At 73.2% G+C, this 18,155-nt stretch carries 21 protein-coding genes; 13 read left to right on the top strand and 8 right to left on the bottom strand.

Annotation, left to right across the window (positions count from 1 at the left end):
• Positions 1 to 63 precede the first annotated feature (63 nt).
• Positions 64 to 291 (top strand): hypothetical protein, encoded by a 228-nt coding sequence (locus LZG04_RS38180; protein ID WP_233826580.1) that lies wholly within the window; start codon positions 64 to 66, stop codon positions 289 to 291.
• Here the strand turns inward: LZG04_RS38180 and LZG04_RS38175 are convergent.
• The gene (locus LZG04_RS38175) at positions 284 to 1,756 is read right to left on the bottom strand and encodes a glycoside hydrolase family 57 protein (protein WP_233826578.1); all 1,473 of its coding nucleotides are present in this window, start codon (positions 1,754 to 1,756) and stop codon (positions 284 to 286) included. The two genes, LZG04_RS38180 and LZG04_RS38175, sit on opposite strands and share 8 nt — an antisense overlap.
• On the bottom strand, positions 1,753 to 2,499 hold the full coding sequence (locus LZG04_RS38170; RefSeq protein WP_233826576.1) for a bifunctional 2-polyprenyl-6-hydroxyphenol methylase/3-demethylubiquinol 3-O-methyltransferase UbiG: 747 nt from the start codon (positions 2,497 to 2,499) through the stop codon (positions 1,753 to 1,755). The genes LZG04_RS38175 and LZG04_RS38170 overlap by 4 nt, the downstream gene beginning before the upstream one ends.
• A gap of 314 nt (positions 2,500 to 2,813) precedes the next feature.
• Between LZG04_RS38170 and LZG04_RS38165 the strand changes: the two genes are divergently transcribed.
• Genes LZG04_RS38165 through LZG04_RS38155 form a run of 3 tightly spaced genes read left to right on the top strand, consistent with a single transcriptional unit; the run spans position 2,814 to position 4,828 of the window.
• Positions 2,814 to 3,869: a hypothetical protein gene (locus tag LZG04_RS38165; RefSeq protein WP_233826574.1), complete on the top strand. Its 1,056-nt coding sequence runs from the start codon at positions 2,814 to 2,816 to the stop codon at positions 3,867 to 3,869.
• Positions 3,869 to 4,072, top strand: a complete 204-nt coding sequence (locus LZG04_RS38160; protein ID WP_233826573.1) for a hypothetical protein — start codon at positions 3,869 to 3,871, stop codon at positions 4,070 to 4,072. Before LZG04_RS38165 ends, LZG04_RS38160 begins: the two co-directional genes overlap by 1 nt.
• Positions 4,073 to 4,081: 9 nt before the next feature.
• On the top strand, positions 4,082 to 4,828 hold the full coding sequence (locus LZG04_RS38155) for a hypothetical protein (protein WP_233826571.1): 747 nt from the start codon (positions 4,082 to 4,084) through the stop codon (positions 4,826 to 4,828).
• Positions 4,829 to 4,852: 24 nt separating this feature from the next.
• Here the strand turns inward: LZG04_RS38155 and LZG04_RS38150 are convergent, their stop codons facing one another.
• Positions 4,853 to 4,996 (bottom strand): hypothetical protein, encoded by a 144-nt coding sequence (locus LZG04_RS38150; protein ID WP_233826569.1) that lies wholly within the window; start codon positions 4,994 to 4,996, stop codon positions 4,853 to 4,855.
• A 49-nt stretch (positions 4,997 to 5,045) separates the two neighbouring features.
• Positions 5,046 to 5,888: a DegV family protein gene (locus LZG04_RS38145; RefSeq protein WP_233826567.1), complete on the bottom strand. Its 843-nt coding sequence runs from the start codon at positions 5,886 to 5,888 to the stop codon at positions 5,046 to 5,048.
• Positions 5,889 to 6,167: 279 nt separating this feature from the next.
• Here LZG04_RS38145 and LZG04_RS38140 point away from each other — a divergent pair, with 279 nt between their 5' ends.
• The 4 genes from LZG04_RS38140 to LZG04_RS38125 all read left to right on the top strand — a co-directional run bounded on the left by LZG04_RS38140 (position 6,168) and on the right by LZG04_RS38125 (position 9,703).
• The gene (locus tag LZG04_RS38140; protein ID WP_233826565.1) at positions 6,168 to 6,950 is read left to right on the top strand and encodes an electron transfer flavoprotein subunit beta/FixA family protein; all 783 of its coding nucleotides are present in this window, start codon (positions 6,168 to 6,170) and stop codon (positions 6,948 to 6,950) included.
• A gap of 14 nt (positions 6,951 to 6,964) precedes the next feature.
• Positions 6,965 to 7,924, top strand: coding sequence for an electron transfer flavoprotein subunit alpha/FixB family protein (locus tag LZG04_RS38135; RefSeq protein WP_233826563.1), 960 nt, complete (start codon positions 6,965 to 6,967; stop codon positions 7,922 to 7,924).
• 148 nt (positions 7,925 to 8,072) lie between these two features.
• Positions 8,073 to 8,843 carry a GNAT family N-acetyltransferase gene (locus tag LZG04_RS38130; RefSeq protein WP_233826561.1) on the top strand — a complete coding sequence of 257 codons (771 nt, stop codon included), beginning with the start codon at positions 8,073 to 8,075 and terminating at the stop codon, positions 8,841 to 8,843.
• On the top strand, positions 8,840 to 9,703 hold the full coding sequence (locus tag LZG04_RS38125) for a 1-acyl-sn-glycerol-3-phosphate acyltransferase (RefSeq protein ID WP_233826559.1): 864 nt from the start codon (positions 8,840 to 8,842) through the stop codon (positions 9,701 to 9,703). The genes LZG04_RS38130 and LZG04_RS38125 overlap by 4 nt, the downstream gene beginning before the upstream one ends.
• A gap of 45 nt (positions 9,704 to 9,748) precedes the next feature.
• On the opposite strand, the gene LZG04_RS38120 is transcribed toward LZG04_RS38125, so the two are convergent.
• Positions 9,749 to 10,546, bottom strand: coding sequence for a hypothetical protein (locus LZG04_RS38120; protein ID WP_233826556.1), 798 nt, complete (start codon positions 10,544 to 10,546; stop codon positions 9,749 to 9,751).
• Between the two features lie 192 nt (positions 10,547 to 10,738).
• On the opposite strand from LZG04_RS38120, the gene LZG04_RS38115 reads away from it, so the two are divergent.
• The 4 genes from LZG04_RS38115 to LZG04_RS38100 all read left to right on the top strand — a co-directional run bounded on the left by LZG04_RS38115 (position 10,739) and on the right by LZG04_RS38100 (position 14,783).
• Positions 10,739 to 12,109 carry an MFS transporter gene (locus tag LZG04_RS38115; protein WP_233826554.1) on the top strand — a complete coding sequence of 457 codons (1,371 nt, stop codon included), beginning with the start codon at positions 10,739 to 10,741 and terminating at the stop codon, positions 12,107 to 12,109.
• A complete protein-coding gene (locus LZG04_RS38110) occupies positions 12,109 to 13,296 on the top strand; it encodes a cysteine desulfurase family protein (protein WP_233826552.1) in 1,188 nt (395 codons plus the stop codon). Before LZG04_RS38115 ends, LZG04_RS38110 begins: the two co-directional genes overlap by 1 nt.
• Positions 13,297 to 13,301: 5 nt before the next feature.
• Positions 13,302 to 14,387, top strand: a complete 1,086-nt coding sequence (mnmA, locus tag LZG04_RS38105) for a tRNA 2-thiouridine(34) synthase MnmA (protein WP_233826550.1) — start codon at positions 13,302 to 13,304, stop codon at positions 14,385 to 14,387.
• Between the two features lie 99 nt (positions 14,388 to 14,486).
• Entirely contained in the window at positions 14,487 to 14,783 is a 297-nt protein-coding gene (locus LZG04_RS38100) for a hypothetical protein (protein WP_233826548.1), read from the top strand.
• Between the two features lie 4 nt (positions 14,784 to 14,787).
• On the opposite strand, the gene LZG04_RS38095 is transcribed toward LZG04_RS38100, so the two are convergent.
• From LZG04_RS38095 to LZG04_RS38085, 3 genes are all read right to left on the bottom strand, one after another.
• Positions 14,788 to 15,456 carry a hypothetical protein gene (locus LZG04_RS38095; protein ID WP_233826546.1) on the bottom strand — a complete coding sequence of 223 codons (669 nt, stop codon included), beginning with the start codon at positions 15,454 to 15,456 and terminating at the stop codon, positions 14,788 to 14,790.
• Positions 15,457 to 15,532: 76 nt separating this feature from the next.
• On the bottom strand, positions 15,533 to 16,405 hold the full coding sequence (locus LZG04_RS38090) for a serine/threonine dehydratase (RefSeq protein WP_233826543.1): 873 nt from the start codon (positions 16,403 to 16,405) through the stop codon (positions 15,533 to 15,535).
• Positions 16,406 to 16,420: 15 nt separating this feature from the next.
• Entirely contained in the window at positions 16,421 to 16,927 is a 507-nt protein-coding gene (locus tag LZG04_RS38085; RefSeq protein WP_233826541.1) for a DUF6584 family protein, read from the bottom strand.
• Between the two features lie 41 nt (positions 16,928 to 16,968).
• On the opposite strand from LZG04_RS38085, the gene LZG04_RS38080 reads away from it, so the two are divergent.
• Complete coding sequence (locus LZG04_RS38080) at positions 16,969 to 18,144, top strand: hypothetical protein (RefSeq protein ID WP_233826539.1); 1,176 nt, start codon at positions 16,969 to 16,971, stop codon at positions 18,142 to 18,144.
• The last annotated feature ends 11 nt before the right edge of the window (positions 18,145 to 18,155 follow it).

Here is an 18,155-nt window from a genome sequence, read left to right as displayed (position 1 = left end):
GGGCCATCCTCGCATCTCGGGACCGCTACCCTGGGCTCGACAGGGGGAAGTGGGGGTACGGTCATGCAGCCTTGGGCCTGGGCGGTGCTGTTCTGCGTCGTGGCGTTGGCGGTCGGCTTCGCGGTGGACCGGAGGGCCCGCGCGAAGCGCGCCGGCCTCGAACGACCGGCCGACACCACGGGGCGCTCGAAGGCGGACCCGGTGGTGCGGGCCCGCACCGACAACCCCGGTTCGGCGGGCATCACGCGCCGGGAGCACGGCAGCGACTTCTCCGGCGGCGGCGTCAACTAGCCAGCCCTCGCGCGTCGAGGCGGCCGAACGGACCGTCGACCAGGCGCAGTTCGGCCGCCCGGTCGTGCCCGCGCCCGGCCCGCCGCAGCGCGACGAGCTCCCGGAACCGCTCCGCGTGCACCTTGGCGCGGTACCGGGCGTAGTCGGCGGCCGAGTCCTTGGTGACCATGAACGCCCAGTCGCTGGACAGCGCCAGCAACGCCTCCCGCACGGCCTGGTCGGCGACCGGGTCGCGCACCGCGCCGGGCACCTCCAGCGCGAGCAGCTCCCGCTGCACCTCGGCGTTGCCCTGCACGATGTCGCTCACCTGCGGCCCGTTCCACACCGACCAGTCCTTGCCCGAGCCCCACGACGACGGCGGCACGTCGACCGGCGCGCCCACGTGCCCGGCCTCGACCGCGCCGCGCAACGTCGTGACCCGGACCCCCGCCCGCGGCAACTGCCGCAGCACCGCTTCCAGCCACGCCGGGCCCTCGTGCCACCAGTGCCCGTACAGCTCGGTGTCGTACGCGGCGACCACCAGGGACGGCTTGCCGTGCTGCTCCTTCAACGCCCGCAGCCGCCGCACCACCGTGTCCACGAAGTCCGCCGCGTGCCGCCGGACCGCCTCGGCCGCGAGGTCCGGGTCGTACGGCCGCTTGTCGGCGGGCTCGACCTTCTTGCCGGTGACCCGTGAGGGCTTGAGCCCGCTGGGGTGGTCGTAGGTGTGGAAGTCCCGGTACGCCGGGTCGCCGGGGTAGCCGACCTTGGGCGACCACACCCGGTAGGACACCTCCAGGTCGCGCCCGAACGCCACCACGTCCGACGTGCCGACCGGCCTGCCCGCGGCGGTGTCGCCGCGCAGCGACGGCCCGTCCACCAGGAACCGCCGCACGCCGGCCCGCGCGTAGTCGTGCTCCATGCCGGGCGCGTACGCGCACTCCGGGGCCCAGATGCCCGCGGGCGTCGAGCCGATCCGCGACGCGGTGTCGGCCAGCCCGGTGCGCAACGAGAACGCCCGCAGCCGCGGGTCGAGCAACGGCTGGAACGGGTGCGCGGCCGGTCCGCCCAGCAGCTCCACGGTCCGCGAGTCCACGAGGGGCCGCAGCACCGGCGAGAAGCCGTGCCGCCACCGCGTCTCGAAGCGGTCCAACGCCCACGCCGACGCGCGGTGCTCGCGGGCGGCCAGGTCGGGCAGCCGGAACGAGGCGCTGTGCGCGCGCAACTGCCAGTTGCCCAGCCAGTCGTGCAGGCCGCGCAGGCTGTACGGGTCGTCGAGCTGGGCGGCCAGGACCGGCGTGACGCCGAGGGTCAGCACGTCCTCGCGCCCCTCGGCGGCGAACCGCTCCAGCAGGTCCACCACGGGCAGGTACGAGTGCGCCCACGCCTGGTACAGCCACTCCTCGCCGACCGGCCAGGCCCCGTGGTGCGCCAGCCACGGCAGGTGGCTGTGCAGGACCAGGCAGAACGTCCCCTCGTGCGTCACGGGCGCACCGCCACGGCCACCAGGTCCAGGCTCGCGTCCAGGTCGTCGGTGGTGATCTCGAAGTCCTCGCTGCGCACCGACGCCACGGCGGCCAGCAGGTCGTCGGGCCACTGGCCGCCGCCCACGACCACGGCCACCTGCGCGTCGATGATCGACCCGCCGAACCGCTCGTCCAGCGCGCGCAGCGCCGGACCGTGCCGCAGGCCGGCCAGCAGCTCGACCCGCAGGCCGGCGCCGACCAGCAGCTCGTGCAGCTCGGCCGGCGCGAGCTCACGGGTGTGGAACGGGTTGAGCGGGGTGTCGCGGCCGGGGGAGAAGGTGATCCGGTTCGGCGTGGTGACCAGCAGCCGCCCACCCGGCCGCAGCACCCGCGCGCACTCGGCCAGGAAGCCCTCCTGGTCCCACAGGTGCTCGATGACCTGGAGGTTCGCCACCACGTCCACGGTGGCGCCGCCCAGCGGCAGGGACGCGAGGTTGCCCCGCACCACGGCCAGCCCGGGGTACGCGCGGCTCGCGTGCGCGGCGGTGGCCTGGTCGTAGTCCAGCGCGACGACCCGTTCGGCGTGCCGGGCGATGAGCGCCGCGCCGTAGCCCTCGCCGCAACCCGCCTCCAGCACGACCGCGCCGACGCAGTGCCGGACCAGGTCGGAGTACGCCGCTTCGTGGCGCCTGAACCAGTAGTTCTCCTCGGGGATCCCGGGCACGGTGCGCTCACCGGTGAGGGGCAGCGGCTCGACGGTCACCCGGCCAGCCTAGTTGTCCGTTACTCGTGGGTAGGCAGCGACCGTCCGTCAAGCCCTCACTGTTTCGTGTGAATGTGTCGCCCCACAGGGGTGGATATTTTGTGCGCTGCGCATTCTGGATAGCGCGACAGGGTTCGAAAAATCAACACCATCGGGTGACTCACACCTATCCTGCGTGGATCTTCCCTGATGGTGTTTGCCCTGCCAGGACAATGCATCGAAGTCGTTGTGGCAGGGTAGTCGTGGGTGGTCACGAGCCGGTTTGGTGCCTTACGCTCGGCACCTCGGCCAATCTTCGAACGAGCGGGGCCGCCATGGGTGCGAAAGAGCCGGAGATTGTTCCGCTGCACGCGGGTTTCGACGTCGTCTACCGGGGGTTCCACCGCCGTCAGGTGATCGAGCACCTGGAGAACCTCGACGAGCAGCTCAAGTACCTGTCGATCGACCGCGCCGAGGCGCTGGCCCAGGCGGCCGACCTGCGCAAGCTGCTGGAGATGACCAGGCAGGACCTGGACGACGCCCGCGCCCGCGTCGAGCGGCTGGAGATGTCGCCCAACACCACCGCAGGGGCGTCCGAGCGGCTGCACCGGATGCTGACGCTCGCCGAGGACGAGGCGAACGAGCTGCGGCTGCGCGCCGAGCGCGAGGTCACGGCGTTGCGCGAGCGCACCGAGGTGGAGCTGGCCGAGCGGCGTCGCCAGGTCGAGGAGGAGCTGGCCGCGCAACGGGCGGAGCTCGACGCGCACGCGCGCGACCAGCGTGAGGCGGCCAACGAGCGCGCCGCCGCGCTGGACCAGCGCGAGGTCGACCTGGAGCGCAGGCGGGCCGAGGTCGAGGCGCACCTGCGGGACAGGGCCGACCAGGTCGATGCCGAGTGCGCCGCCGCCGTGGCGAGTGCCGAACGGGAGGCGGACCGGATCCTGCGCGAGGCCGCCGAGCGGTGCGCGCAGCTGGAGGCCGAGTCGGACGCCCGGCGCACCAAGGCGCAGAACTTCTTCGAGCTGACCATGAACCGGCGGCGGCACGAGACCGAGCAGCACTTCGCCGAGCAGGAGGAGCTGTCGAAGGCGCGGGCCGCGTTCCTGATCAAGCTCGCCGCCCGCGAGGCGAACCGGCGCATCGGCGAGATCCAGCAGGAGGCCGACGAGCTGCGCGAGCTGCGGCACACCGTGGCCGCCCAGCTCGCGTCCGCCCGGGTCGCGCTGGACTCGGCGGCCGACCACGTGCCCGGCCTGATCCCCGAGCAGACGACCGTCGAGCAGGCGAGCGCCGAGCCGGTGGCCGCCGAACCCGTGGCCGCCGAACCCGTGCCCACCGGAACCGTGCCCGCCGAGCGGGCCGACGACGACGACCGGCGGGTGCGTGCCTGATGCGCCTGCGGCCCGTGCTGTCGGTGGTGGTCGGTGTGGCGGCGGTGGTGGTGTCGGGCTGCGCGGCGCACGGCGGCGAGGCGAGCGGTGCGCCGGCGGTCACGCGCCCGACGAAGGCCCCGGTGCGGCCGACGGTCGCGCCGGAGCGGGAGTTCCCGATGGGGCACGGCGAGCCGGCTCTCGGCGGCGCGCCGGTCGAGTGAGGACGGGTGATGTCCGGGGTCGCGGTCGTGTTCGGGTTGTGCGCCTTGTCGTTCGCGGCGGGCTGCGTGCTGACAGCGGTCATGCTCCGCCGGGACTCACCGCCCGAACCGACACCTGAACCCGCGCCCGCACCGCCACCGCCGCGGTTCGAGCTCCGGTTCCCGCCGGAGGACTACGCGACCAAGCCGATCCACCGCAACCCGGTGATGGGCGTCCCGACCGCGCTGCCCGCACCCCGCCCGGCCCGGCCGAAGCTGGTCCTGGTGCCGGACCCGAAGCCGGCGGCGGAACTGCCCGTGCGCCAGGACGCGGTGCGCCGGATGCACGTGGTGCGCCCCACCCCGACCCTCGTCACGCCGCCGGTCGCGGACGATGAACCGCCCGGGGAGGGCGCGGAACGCGCCGACACGGCCACTTCCGGCGCATATCCGGGCGGCGAGGCACCGGGAACCGTTGCGCCGGACGACACCACGGAGCCGGCGAACGAACGCGTCGTGCCTGGGAACACGGCCGAACCGACCACCGACCCCGCCATGCCGGGGAGCACGGCCGAACCGACCGCCGACCCCGTCATGTCGGGGGGCACGGCCGAACCGACCGCCGAACCCGTCGTGCCGAGCGGCACCGCGAAGCCGGTCGCCGAACCCGCCGACCCCATGGCCATCCAAGTGGCGGCGCAACAGGCGCCACCGAAGCCGGGAGCCGTCCCGACCCCGCGCACGTTCGAAGCGGCCCGCCGGGAGTCCAACCGGTAGCGGGCCGCTGAACGTCGGCGACCGTCAGCGCTTGCGGAACTTGCGCATCAGTTGCTGAGCCTTGGCCTTGTTGCGGGGATCCCGGGCAGCCTGCTTGACCTGCTCGGTGACCCGACGGCCCTGCGGACTGCGGGCGAACGCGGCGAGCTTGCTGAACAGTTTTGCCATGCCTATCTCCTTCCCTGCCAGGCCAACGCTCAAACCTGGCAAGGAGTTCCTAAACCGGCGAAACGGTCACGCCCAGCGCGCCCGGGCCGACGTGCGCGCCGATCGCCGAGCTGACCTGGGTCACCAGGAATCGCCGCACGTTGGGCAGTTTGGCCCGCAGTTGTTCGAGCACGTTCCCGGCGCGGTCGGCCGCGTCGAAGTGCTCGACCGCGATGTCCACCGGCTCGTCGCCCGCCCGCTTGACCGCGATGTCGACCAGCTTGCGCATCGCCCGTTCCGCCCCGAGCACCTTGTCCAGCGGCGCGATCCGCCCGTCGGTGACGGTCAGCAGCGGCTTCATCGACAGCGCCGAGCCGAGCAGGGCGGCGGCCCGGCCGATCCGCCCGCCGCGCTGGAGGTACTCCAACGTGTCGACGTAGAGCAGTTCGCTGCTGCGCCGGACGGTGCGCTGCGCGGCCGACACCACGCGCTCGACGTCACCGCCCGCGGCGGCCACGGTGGCGGCGGCCACGACCGCGTAGCCCAGGCTCATGCCGCACGTCCGCGTGTCGACCACGTGCACCGGGACCGGGACCTGCGCGGCGGCCTGCCGGGCCGTTTCCACGGTCTGCGACAGCCCGGTCGACACGTGCAGCGACACGATCGCCTCCGCGCCGGCGGCCGCCGCGTCGGCGTAGGTCCAGAAGAACGCGCCGGGGTCCGGTGGCGCGGTGGTCACGTCAAGCTGCCCGCGCAGCGCGTCCACGAGCTTGGGCACGGGCACGCGGACCTCGTCGTCGACCCACTCCCCGATGCGCACCTGGATCTGCGCGACGGTCACGCCGAGCTTCTCGGTCAACTGCGGCGGCAGGCAGGCGGTGGAGTCCGTGACAATCGCTACTCGCCGTGGCATGCGGTCGAACCTAGCCCAGTTGGGGGAGGGTCTGTAACGCCGTCGTGCGGAGAGGCGACATTGTCCGAATGGCCTGAAACGCGCCAGTGAGCATCATCACCCGCGGCCGGTGCTTGCTGCCGTTTGCACCTCTGCTACCGGTGGGTAACATGCGGGTGGCCGACACCACCATGCCAATGCGGCGATGACATGGCAGGGTCACGAACAATCCGGCGACCGCGGGCAACCACCGTCGCCCACCCACGTCGCCGCCCGTCCGCAGGAGGTCGAAGAGGACCCATGAACATTGTCGTCCTGGTCAAGCAGGTGCCCGACACCTGGTCCGAGCGCAAGCTCGCCGACGCCGACCACACCCTCGACCGCGAGTCCGCGGACGCCGTGCTCGACGAGATCAACGAGCGCGCCGTGGAAGAGGCGCTGCTGCTCCAGGAGGCGCACGGCGGCGAGGTGACCGTCGTCGCGATGGGTCCCGACCGCGCGACCGACGCGATCCGCAAGGCGCTCTCCATGGGTGCGGACAAGGCGGTGCACGTCTCCGACGAGGCCCTGCACGGTTCCGACGCGCTCACCACCGCCAAGGTGCTGGCCAAGGCCATCGGCACGATCGAGGGCGTCGACCTCGTCATCGCCGGCAACGAGGCCACCGACGGCCGCGCGGGCGCGGTGCCCGCGATGCTCGCCGAGCTGCTGGGCCTGCCGCAGGTGACGCAGGTGCGCAAGCTCACCGTCGAGGGCGGCACCGTGAAGGCCGAGCGGGAGACCGACGAGGGCGTCGCGCACCTCGAAGCGAGCCTGCCCGCGGTCGTCAGCGTCAACGAGAAGATCAACGAGCCGCGGTACCCGTCGTTCAAGGGCATCATGGCGGCCAAGAAGAAGCCGGTCAGCACCCTCACGGTCGCCGACCTCGGGCTGGACGCGGGCGAGGTCGGCCTCGGCGCGTCGTGGTCGCAGGTGCTCGAGTCGGCCCCCAAGCCGCCGCGCGGCGCCGGTCAGCGTGTCGAGGACTCGGGTGACGGCGGTTCGAAGATCGCCGAGTACCTGGTCGGCCAGAAGCTCATCTGAAGGCGAGGAATCCAATGTCTGAGGTACTCGTCCTCGTCGACCACGTCGACGGCGAGGTCAAGAAGGTCACCCATGAGCTTCTATCCGCCGCGCGCCGTCTCGGCGAGCCGGCCGCGGTGGTGGTCGGATCGCCCGGCACCGCGGGCAAGGTGAGGGAGTCCCTGGGCCGCTACGGCGCGACGAAGGTGTACGCGGTGGAGTCCGAGGACGCCGCGAACTACCTGGTCACGCCGAAGGTGGACGCGCTCGCCACGATCGCGGGCACCGCGTCGCCCGCCGCCGTGCTGGTCTCGGCGACGTTGGAGGGCAAGGAGGTCGCGGGCCGGCTGGCCGTGCGCCTGGGCTCCGGCCTGCTCTACGACGCCGTCGACCTCGACGGCGAGGGCGTCGCCACGCAGTCGGTCTTCGGTGGCGCGTACGTGGTGAAGTCCAAGGTCACCAAGGGCGTGCCGGTCATCGCCGTGCGCCCCGGCGGCATCGAGGCGTCCGAGTCGCCCGCGGACGCGGTCGAGCAGGCCGTGGAGCTGCCCGCCGCGAACCCGGCGCTGGTCACCAAGGTGACCGGCCGCGAGCCGATCGTCGGCGGCGACCGCCCCGAGCTGACCGAGGCCTCGGTCGTCGTGTCCGGTGGTCGCGGCGTGGGCAGCGCGGAGAGCTTCGAGGTCGTGGAGAAGCTGGCCGACAGCCTCGGCGCGGCGGTCGGCGCCTCCCGGGCCGCGGTCGACTCCGGCTACTACCCGCACCAGTTCCAGGTCGGCCAGACCGGCAAGACGGTCTCGCCGCAGCTGTACATCGCGCTGGGCATCTCCGGCGCGATCCAGCACCGGGCGGGCATGCAGACGTCCAAGACCATCGTCGCGGTCAACAAGGACCCCGAGGCCCCGATCTTCGAGATCGCCGACTTCGGCGTCGTCGGCGACCTGTTCGCGGTCGCGCCCCAGCTGACCGAAGAGGTCGCCAAGCGCAAGGGCTGACCATCCGGTTCGCCCACGGGGGCCGTCTCGCCACGCGCGAGGCGGCCCCCGTGCCGTGCACGGCCTCACCGCGCCTTAACCGAGCTGCCACTGAGGCGTCACCGGAACGACCTGCTCCCGGTCGCCAACCGGTCGGTAGACCAGACCCATGACGCAGCCGCAACTGCTTGTCAGCACCGGTGACGCCGCTTCCGACGCGCCGCGCTACTCCCTGTTGGTCGCGCGCGACAGCGACGAGGTCGTGGCCGCGCAGCGGCTGCGGCACCAGGTGTTCGCCGCCGAGATGGGCGCCGTGCTGCACAGCTCCGTGCCGGGGCACGACGTCGACTACTTCGACCAGTACTGCGACCACCTCGTCGTGCGTGACGACCGCACCGGCGACATCGTCGGCACCTACCGGATGCTGCCGCCCGAGCGGGCCGCCGAGGCGGGCCGGCTGTACTCCGACGGCGAGTTCGACCTGTCCGCCCTCGACGCGCTGCGGCCGTCGCTGGTGGAGACCGGCCGGTCGTGCGTGCACCCCGACCACCGCAACGGTGCCGTGGTGTCGTTGGTGTGGGCCGGGATCGCCCGGTACATGCTGCTGTCGGGCCACTCGTGGCTGATCGGCTGCGCGTCCGTGCCGCTGCACGACGGCGGCGGGTACGCGGCGGGCGTCTGGGACGTGGTGCTGGCCAAGCACCACGCGCCCGACGAGTACCGCGTGACGCCGTTGACGCCGTGGGACGTCGACTCCGTGCCGCGGCCGGCCAAGACCGTGCTGCCGCCGCTGCTGAAGGGCTACCTGCGGCTGGGCGCGTGGGTGTGCGGGCGGCCCGCGCTGGACGCCGACTTCGGCGTGGCGGACCTGCCCGTGCTGCTCGGGATGGACCGGGTGGACCAGCGGTACCTGAAGTTCTTCCTGGGGGAGACGGCGTGAGCAAGCACGCGTGGATGCCCGTGTCGCCGTGCGGTGACGGGTGCGTCGACCACTCGACGCCGTCCGTCGGCGGGCTGCGGGTGGCGTGGCGGGTGGTGGCGGCGTCGGCCGTGATGCTGTCCGGGGTGCTCGTGGTCCTGGCCGTGCTGTGCCTGCGCGGGCAGGTCCGTTCGGTGCTGCTGCGGCGCTGGTTCCGGGCCCTGCTGGGCGCGTTCGGCGTGCGGCTGCGGGTGGCCGGGCCGGTGTTCCAGGCCAACCCGGGGCGTGGCGTGCTGGTGGTGTCCAACCACGTGTCGTGGCTCGACGAGCTGGCGATCGACGCGGTGCAGCCGATCCGGATGGTGGCCAAGCGCGACATCCGCGACTGGCCGGTGCTGGGCAGGCTGATCACGGCCGCCCGCACGGTCTACCTCGACCGGGAACGGCTGTCGCTGCTGCCGGGCACGGTGGCCGAGCTGGCGGCGGCGCTGCGGGACGGCGCGGCGGTCGGCATCCACGCGGAGGGGACGACGTGGTGCGGCGTGGCGTCCGGGCGCTACCGGCCGGCGCTGTTCCAGGCCGCGCTGGACGCCGGCGTGCCCGTGCGGCCGGTGGTGCTGCGGTACACGCAGGGTTCGGCGACGTCCACCCGGCCCGCGTTCGTGGGGTCGGACACGTTGGTCGACTCGGTGCGGCGGGTGCTGCGCTCGCGCGGCCTCGTGGTGGAGGTGCACGTGCTGGACGAGGTGGCGCCGGGCCGCGCGGCCACGCGCCGCGAGCTGGCGGCACTCGTGCAGCAGGAGGCCGAACGGGTCGCGTACGCCTCGGTCGAGCTGCTCTCGCAACGGGTGCACGCCCCCGCGCCGGCCCTGGACGACTGAGGCTCCGGCCGGGCGCGCGCGTCCGGCCGGAGCCCGGCGGCACCGTTACGGGTGGCTGTCGGCGAAGGTGCCCTCGCGGTAGTACTGGCTGGCGGAGTCGGGCGAGGAGTTCCAGCCGTCGCTGTAGCGGACGGTCCAGTAGCGGCGGGTCGGCGCACCGGCGACTGCCACGGACCACTTGCCGGGCGCGATCGCGTGGTCGAGGATCTTGATCCCGTCCACGCCCGGGGTCAGGCTGCGGTACAGGCGGTGCTTGGCCCAGTGGTCGAGCGGTCCGGTCTTCGGCGTGCAGTTCACGACGCCGCTGCCCGCGTAGCGGTAACTGCCGCCGTAGTTGTCGGACTTGTAGGTCGCCGACGTCATGCCCTTGAAGCTCTCCGCCCACACCGGCTGGTCGAAGAAGCTCGCCCAGCAGGCGGAGCGCACGGCCGCGCCACTCGTCGGCGCGGGCAGGTCGGTCGCGGTGACCAGGGTGTCGACCACGCGCCGCTCGGCCAGAGCGGGTGGCGCGGAATCGGTGCCGACCAGCGCGGACGGCACGGGCAGGTGCGCCGGCGTGATCGCCAGGTACGCCTCCAGGAAGGTGGTCGCTCGCGGCGGGACCACCGGCGCGTTGACGCCGTCGTCCCCCTGCTGATGCAGGACGAGGTCGCCGGTCTCCGCGCCGCGGGCGAACTCGACGGCGGTGCCGCCGACGTACTCCAGCACGGCCAACGGGACGAGGCGGTCGCTCGGTTCCCCAGGGGTGGAGACCACCTCGCGGGTGGGCTGCGCGAGGGCCGGCAGACCGGTGGAAGCGGTGAGCGCGCAGACGAGCAGGACGAGCACAACCGGACGTCGCATGAGATCTCTCCGAGGTTGATGGCGGCGATGTCACGGAGAGAGAGGAGCCGCTGTCCCGGGAAAATACGAGCCGCCCGGCGATTCACCCGTCGGAGGTGCCGCCGCGCGGGCGTCCCCACAGTCGGGACGCCCGTCCTGAACTGCGTCATATTACCTTGACCTCCTCCCCGGTGGAGGTTGAACCATTGACCCGTGACGACGACGACCGAGACCTCCGCCAAGAGCAACCTCTGGACACCTGAACGGCGGGGCCCGACGGTCGGGATCATCCTGCTCGTCACGTTGCTCGCCTTCGAGAACATGGGCGTCAGCACCGCGATGCCGCGCATGGTCGCCGACCTCGACGGCAACGACCTGTACGCGTGGCCGTTCCTGGCGTTCCTCGCCGCGAGCGTGGTCGCCACCGTGCTGTCCGGACGGCTCAGCGACCTGCGCGGGCCGCGACCGTCGTTGCTGGTCGGGCCGGCGTTGTTCCTGGTCGGCCTGATCGTGGCCGGGGTGGCGCAGGACATGCCGCTGCTGCTGCTCGGCCGCGTGTTGCAGGGCATCGGCGGCGGCGCGCAGGTGGTCGCGGTCTACGTGCTGATCGGCCTGGTCTACCCGGAACGGGACCGGCCCGCGGTGTTCGGCCTGCTCGCGTCGGCGTGGGTGGTGCCGTCGCTGGTCGGCCCGGCGCTGGCCGGGTGGCTCACGGAGACGCTGAGCTGGCGGTGGGTGTTCCTGGGGCTGGCGCCGTTCGTGCTGCTGGGCGTGCTGCTGCTGGTGCCCGTGCTGCGCAACCTCCCGCCGCACACCCCGGACCGGAACACCCGGCGCGGCCTGCCGCTGGCCGCGCTCGGCGCCGGCTTCGGCGTGGCGGCGCTGAGTTGGGCCGCCCAGCACCCCCGCGGTCTCGACCTGGTGATCGGGGTGGCCGGGCTGGCCGTGCTGGCGCCCGCGCTGCGGGTGCTGCTGCCCAAGGGCACGCTCACCGCGCGCCGCGGCCTGCCGGTGACGATCCTGGCCCGCGCGCTGCTGGCCGGCTCGTTCTTCGCCGCCGAGGCGTTCATCCCGCTGACGCTGACCTCCGTGCACGGCTACTCGGCCATCGCCGCCGGCATCCCGCTCACGCTGAGCGCGTTGGGCTGGTCCGGCGCGGCGTGGTGGCAGTCGCGCAAGCCCGACGTCCCGCGCGAGAAGCTCGTGCGTTGGGGGTTCGTGCTGAATGCCGCGGGTATTTCCGGGGTGACGCTCATCGCACCGTCGTGGGGCCCGGCGTGGGCCACCCCGGTCCTGTGGGCGGTCGCCGGAGCGGGGATGGGGTTGGCGATGTCGAGCTTGAGCGTGCTCACCCTGGGCGCGTCGTCCGAGGTCGACCGGGGGTTCAACTCCTCGGCCCTGCAGATCAGCGACATGCTCGGCTCGGCGCTGCTGGTCGGCCTGGGCGGTGTGCTGGTCACCACGTTCGCCTCGGCGGCCGCGCCGACCGCCGCCGTGGTGCCGTTCGACCTGCTGATGGCGGGCGTCGCGGTGCTCGGTGCGGTGCTCGCCGGGCGGCTGCGCCCGGCTACCCTGGGAAGCTGATGGCCTACTTCGACCACGCCGCCACGACCCCCATGCTCCCCGAGGCGATCGAGGCGATGACCCGGGCGTTGTCCACCACGGGCAACGCCTCGTCGTTGCACACCTCGGGGCGGCGGGCCCGGCGGCTGGTCGAGGAGGCGCGGGAGGACATCGCGGACGCCCTCGGCGCGCGACCCTCCGAGGTGATCTTCACCAGCGGCGGCACGGAGAGCGACAACCTCGCGGTCAAGGGCGTCTACTGGTCCCGCCGCACGTCCCGCCGCCGGCGCGTGGTGGCCTCGTCGGTCGAGCACCACGCCGTGCTGGACGCCGTGCAGTGGCTGGCCGAGCACGAGGGCGCCGAGATCACCTGGCTGGACCCCGACGGCCTCGGCCGGATCAGGCCCGAGGCGCTGCGCGAGGCGCTGGACGACGACGTCGCCCTGGTCACCGCGATGTGGGCGAACAACGAGGTCGGCACGATCAACCCGGTGCGCGAGCTGGCCGCGCTGGCCGCCGAGCGGTCGGTGCCGTTCCACACCGACGCGGTGCAGGCCGTGGGCTCGGTGCCGGTCGACTTCGCCGGGTCCGGCGCGTCGGCGCTGACCCTCACCGGGCACAAGATCGGCGGGCCGTACGGCGTCGGCGTGCTGCTGCTGGGCCGTGACGTGGCCACGACGCCCGTGCTGCACGGCGGCGGTCAGGAGCGCGAGGTGCGGTCCGGCACGCTGGACGTGCCGTCGATCGTCGCGCTGGCCGCGGCGGTGCGGCACGCGGTGGACCACCAGGCGGAGACGGCCGCGCAGGTCGCCGCGCTGCGCGACGAGCTGGTCGCGTCGGTGCGGCGGGTCGTGCCGGACGTGGCGGTCAACGGCGACCCGGTGCACCGGCTGCCCGGCAACGCGCACCTGACGTTCCCCGGCTGCGAGGGCGACAGCCTGCTGATGCTGCTGGACGCCAAGGGCGTCGAGTGCTCCACCGGCTCGGCCTGCACGGCGGGGGTGGCGCAGCCCAGCCACGTGCTGCTGGCCATGGGCGTGGACCCGGTGCTGGCCCGCGGCTCGCTGCGGTTCTCCCTGGGCCACACGTCCACGGCGGCCGAGGTGCGCGAGCTGGCCGAGGTGATCGGACCGGTGGTCGACCGCGCCCGCACGGCGGGCATCGCGGGGTTGAAGCGGCTTGCGGGCCAGGCGACGGCGGAGGTGTGACGGGCATGCGGGTGCTGGCGGCGATGAGCGGCGGGGTGGATTCCGCCGTGGCTGCGGCGCGGGCGGTGGCGGCGGGCCACGAGGTGACCGGCGTGCACCTGGCGCTGTCGGCCAAGCCCGGCACGCTGCGCACCGGCGCGCGCGGCTGCTGCACCGTCGAGGACGCCCGGGACGCGCGGCGCGCGGCGGACGTGCTCGGCATCCCGTTCTACGTCTGGGACTTCGCGGAGCGGTTCACCGAGGAGGTCGTGGACGAGTTCGTGGCCGAGTACGCGGCCGGCCGCACGCCCAACCCGTGCCTGCGGTGCAACGAGAAGATCAAGTTCGAGGCGTTGCTGGACAAGGCGATCGCGCTCGGCTTCGACGCGGTGTGCACCGGGCACTACGCCCGCCTGTCCACTGTGGACGGTGTGCCGGAGCTGCGCCGCTCGGCCGACGACGGCAAGGACCAGTCCTACGTGCTGGCGTCGTTGACGCACGAGCAGCTGGCCCACGCGATGTTCCCGCTGGGCGACTCGACCAAGGCGCAGGTCAGGGCCGAGGCCGCCGAGCGCGGGCTCCAGGTCGCCGACAAACCCGACAGCCACGACATCTGCTTCATCCCCGACGGCGACACCCGCGGCTTCCTCACCCGCAAGCTCGGCGAGCAGCCCGGCGTGCTGGTGGACGACGAGACCGGCGCGGTGCTCGGGCGGCACGTGGGCGTGCACGAGTTCACCGTGGGCCAGCGCAAGGGCCTGGGCATCGACGCGCCCGCCCCCGACGGCCGGCCGCGGTACGTGCTGTCGCTGGAGCCGGTGAGCGGCACCGTGCGGGTCGGCGCGGCGGAGAAGCTGAAGGTCACCGAGATCGTCGCGCGGCGGCCCGTGACGCGGGTGCCGTTCGACGGCCCGGTGGAGTGCGTGGCGCAGGTGCGCGCGCACGGCGGGTTGGCGCCTGCGGTGGCCGAAGTCGTCGACGGTGAGCTGCTCGTGCGCCTGCGCGAGCCGTTGAGCGGCGTCGCCCCTGGTCAGGCGGTCGCGGTGTACCGGGAGGACGCGGCGGCGGGCGACTTGGTGCTCGCCAGCGCCACGATCAGCACGACTCGTTGACGTCCGGCTTGGTGTTTTGTCGGTGTCGCCTGCGACACTGCGTGCGTGCCGTATGACAACGCACGACGCCGGAGGTCGCTGGTGGACATCGGGACCCGGGTGAGGGTGCTTTCGAGCAAGCTCGACCACCCGTCCGCGCAACGTCTCGACGCGGAGCAGTTCGAACGGCTGCGCGCGGAGGTCCGCACGCTGCGCTGGGTGGTCCGGGAGCGCCTGCACCGGCCAGAGTGGGCCGACCTGATCGCCCAGGTGGAGGCCATGGTGGACCGGGTGGAGCGGCTCGACCCGTCGCTCTCGGTCGAGGTCGAGGTGCCGTCGCAGGCGGGGGTGTCGCAAGGGGGCGTGGCGCAGCCGCGCGTGTCGCCGGAGCTGGGGCGGGTGACCGAGTGCCGCTGATCGGTCAGACGAGCGCGTTGTAGGCCGCGGCGGCGGCGATGAGGGCGCAGTAGGCGGTCGAGGCGAGGGCGACGGTCCGGGTGCGCTGGTGCTCGGACCAGGTCGTGAACGACAACGCCCAGGCCAGGGCCGGCAGCAGCAGGACGCCGTGCATGGCCACGCCGTGGGCGAGCTTCCACGAGCCGCCCCGCTCGGCGATCATCAGGCCGCCGAACGCCAGCGCCACCACCAGCGTCGCCGTGCCCACTCGCACCGCGAGCGCCATGCTCGGCGCGAGGTGCCGGGCTCGGAACGCGGCTGTGGCCAGCGCCGGCACCGAGACGACCAACATGACGCCGCCGAGGGTCAGGCTTCGCGTGACCAGGGTGTCGAACGTCGTCGCCTCGTTGAAGTGCGACGGCACGTGCCGCCACGCTTGCAGGGTGATGAGCGCCACCTCCAGCACGGAGGCGGCGGTGAACACCCACACCCAGCCGGGCCGCAGGCGCAGCCGCGTGCCGACCCAGGCGTAGGTGGCCAGCGCGAGGCCGAACGACAGGCCGAACGTGACCGGCTTGCGCCACGACACCGGCCCCTCCCACGGCCCGCCGTCCACGGCGAACACCAGGAGGTGGAGCAGTCCCGACGCCACCAGCGCGGCGGCCACCCGGTAGGCGAAGCGAGTCGCGGTCATGCCGCTGATGGTGGTCACCCGACCGGGTCACGGCGTCGGGCGCCGAGCGGCCCTTCGGCGTACGTCCGGCGACGTACTACGGCGTCCAGTCGGTGTTCGCGCCGCACAGGACCACGCAGGCCAGCTCGCCCGGCACCCGTCCGTCGAGCCACGCGGCGAACGGGACGGCCGCGGCCGGCTCCACGGCCAGCCGGAACTCCTCCCACAGCCGGTCGCGGGCGGCCAGGATCGCCGCGTCCGACACCAGCACCGACGTCACCGGGTGCGTGCTGAGGATGCCGAACGGCACGTCGCCCACCCGCGTGGCACCCAAGGCCGACGCGGCGACCGAGTCCACCTCGGCGTCGACCGGTTCGCCCGCCGCCAGCGCGTGGTGCAGGGCGCAGCACCGCTCCGGCTCCACGGCGACCGTGAGCCGACCCGACGCCAGCGCCGTGCCCGCGGCCAGGCCACCGCCACCGACCGCGACCGCGATCACGTCCACGTCCGGCGCGTCCTGCACGACCTCCGCCGCCACCGTGCCCTGACCTGCGACGACGGTCGGGTCGTCGTACGCCTCGACGTAGAACCCGGGCGTCTCGCGGGCCGCCAGCACCGCCTCGGCGTAGGTGTCGCCGTGCCGGATCAGCTTCGCGCCCGCCGCCTCGATCCGCCGCACCTTGCCCTCGGGCGCGCTCACCGGCACGAACACCGTGGCGTGCAGCCCGAGCAACTGCGCGGCCTTGGCCACGCCCAGGCCGTGGTTCCCGCCGGACGCCGTGACCACTCGACCCGGTGAACCGGCGGCGACCAGGGTGTTCACCGCGCCGCGCAGCTTGAACGAGCCGGTGAGCTGGAGGTGCTCCAGCTTGAACGCGATCGGCCTGCCGTCGACCTCCGTGCGCCACAAGGGGGTGCGGCGGGCGTGCGGGCGGATGCGGTCAGCGGCGGCGGCGACGTCGGGGGTCATGCACCCAGCATGCGCTCACCCGGCGAACCACCTGTAGACCCACATGACGAGCGTCACCGCGCCCACCACGAAGCACAGCAGCACGACCACCAGCCCGAGGAGCACGAACACGTTCGCCCGCCACGACGAGTCTCGGTCGTCGGCCACCAGCAGTTCGGCGCGCAACTGGTCGCTCGCCGCCTCCTGCAGGGCCACCAGCCGCTGCCGGGCGGTCTCGGTCGGCGCGCCCGCCTCGCCGCTGACCCAGTTCATCGCCGCCAGCCGGGCCAGCGGCGTGCGGTAGGCGCGTTCGAACGCGGCCACCTCGGCCTCGTCGCGCACCTCGCACAGGTAGCTCCACCGCCCGGCCTGCGCCGCGTCACCGAGCACCCGGTACACCGCGGCGAGGCGCGCGCGCAGGTCCAGCCGGTCGGGGTAGCTGGTGACCAGCCCGACCAGCCGTTGTCGCGCCCTCAGCACACTGGCCAAGTCACCGCGTTCGACCTCTTCGGCGGCCTTGCGGAGCGTCAGCTCGAGCGGCATGGATCACATGGTCCCAGCTCGGGCAACCGTAGTATCTCCGGGTGATCGCGGTGTCGGTGGTGACGTTCGGCCTCGCCTGGTGGCTCGGGCTGTACCTGCTCGTGCGCGACCCCCGCAAGCCCCTGCTCCAGCGGGCTTCGATCGGGTTGCTGGCCTACGCCCTGGTGATCGTCCTGCCCGTGCCGCCGATGGCGATGGCGGTGCCCGCGGTGGCGTGGACCGGGGTGGTGGTGTGCTGGCTGCCCGTGCGCTACGACCGGTGGTGGCGCTACAGCGCGCTGCCGCTGCTGGTGGCGGCCTACTTCGCGCCCGTGGTCGTGCTGGTCCCGTTGGCCGCGGCGGTGGTGCTGTGCCTGCGGGTGCGGCGGGCGCTGCTGGGCGCGCCGACGGTGCTGTTCGGGCTGAGCTGCGCGTTGCTGCTGGTGGACGTGCTGCCCTCGGCGTTGGTGATCGCGTCGGCCGGGATCGACCTGCTCGTGCTCGGCTTGGTCGTGGCGGTGACGGACGCGTTCGACGAGGGCGAGGCGATCCGGGCGGACATGGTGCGCTCGCTGCTCACGTCGGCCGGGTTGGCGGCGGTGTTCGGCGGGCAGGTGGCGTTGTTCCTCGACGACCGGCTGGTGCCGCTGCTGTACGGCACGGTCGCCGCCGCGATCGCGGTGCAGGTGCTGGCCAACCCGCTGGCGTTGCTGGTGGACCGGGTCGCGGTGCCGGAGGTGGCCGCGTCACGGGCGGAGCTGCGTGACGCGGTGGAGGCGCTGCCCCGGCGCGCGCCGCTGGACCCGGCGGAGTTCGTGAAGCTGACCAGGCGCGCGTTGAGCCATTACGGCGACCTGGGGAAGTTGGTCGCGAGCCCGTTGACGGAATTGCCGGTGATCGACGCCCGACTGGCCGCCCGGGGCGCGTCGGACCAGCCGCTGGAACGCGCGGCGGAGTTGAAGTCGTTGTTGCTGGAGAGCATCCGCCGGTTGAAACCGCGCGACGGCGATTTCGGCACCAGCGACGAATGGCGGCACTACAACGCGCTGTACTTCTACTACGTGGTCGGCATCCGGCCGTACAGCAGGCGCACCAAGCGCGAGGACCTCGACCCGGACGCGCGGCGGGCGCTGGCGTGGTTCGTCAACCAGGTGCCCGAGCGGACCCTGCACAACTGGCAGAACGCGGGGGCGAAGCTGGTGGCCGAGGACTTGTCCGCGCAGGTCGAGGCGTCGTGACTGGCAGGCGT

The organism is Saccharothrix sp. S26, assembly GCF_021390395.1.
Taxonomy (GTDB): Bacteria; Actinomycetota; Actinomycetes; order Mycobacteriales; family Pseudonocardiaceae; genus Actinosynnema.
Note: the sequence above shows the minus strand (reverse complement) of the source record. Positions and strands in the feature narration are given on the sequence as shown.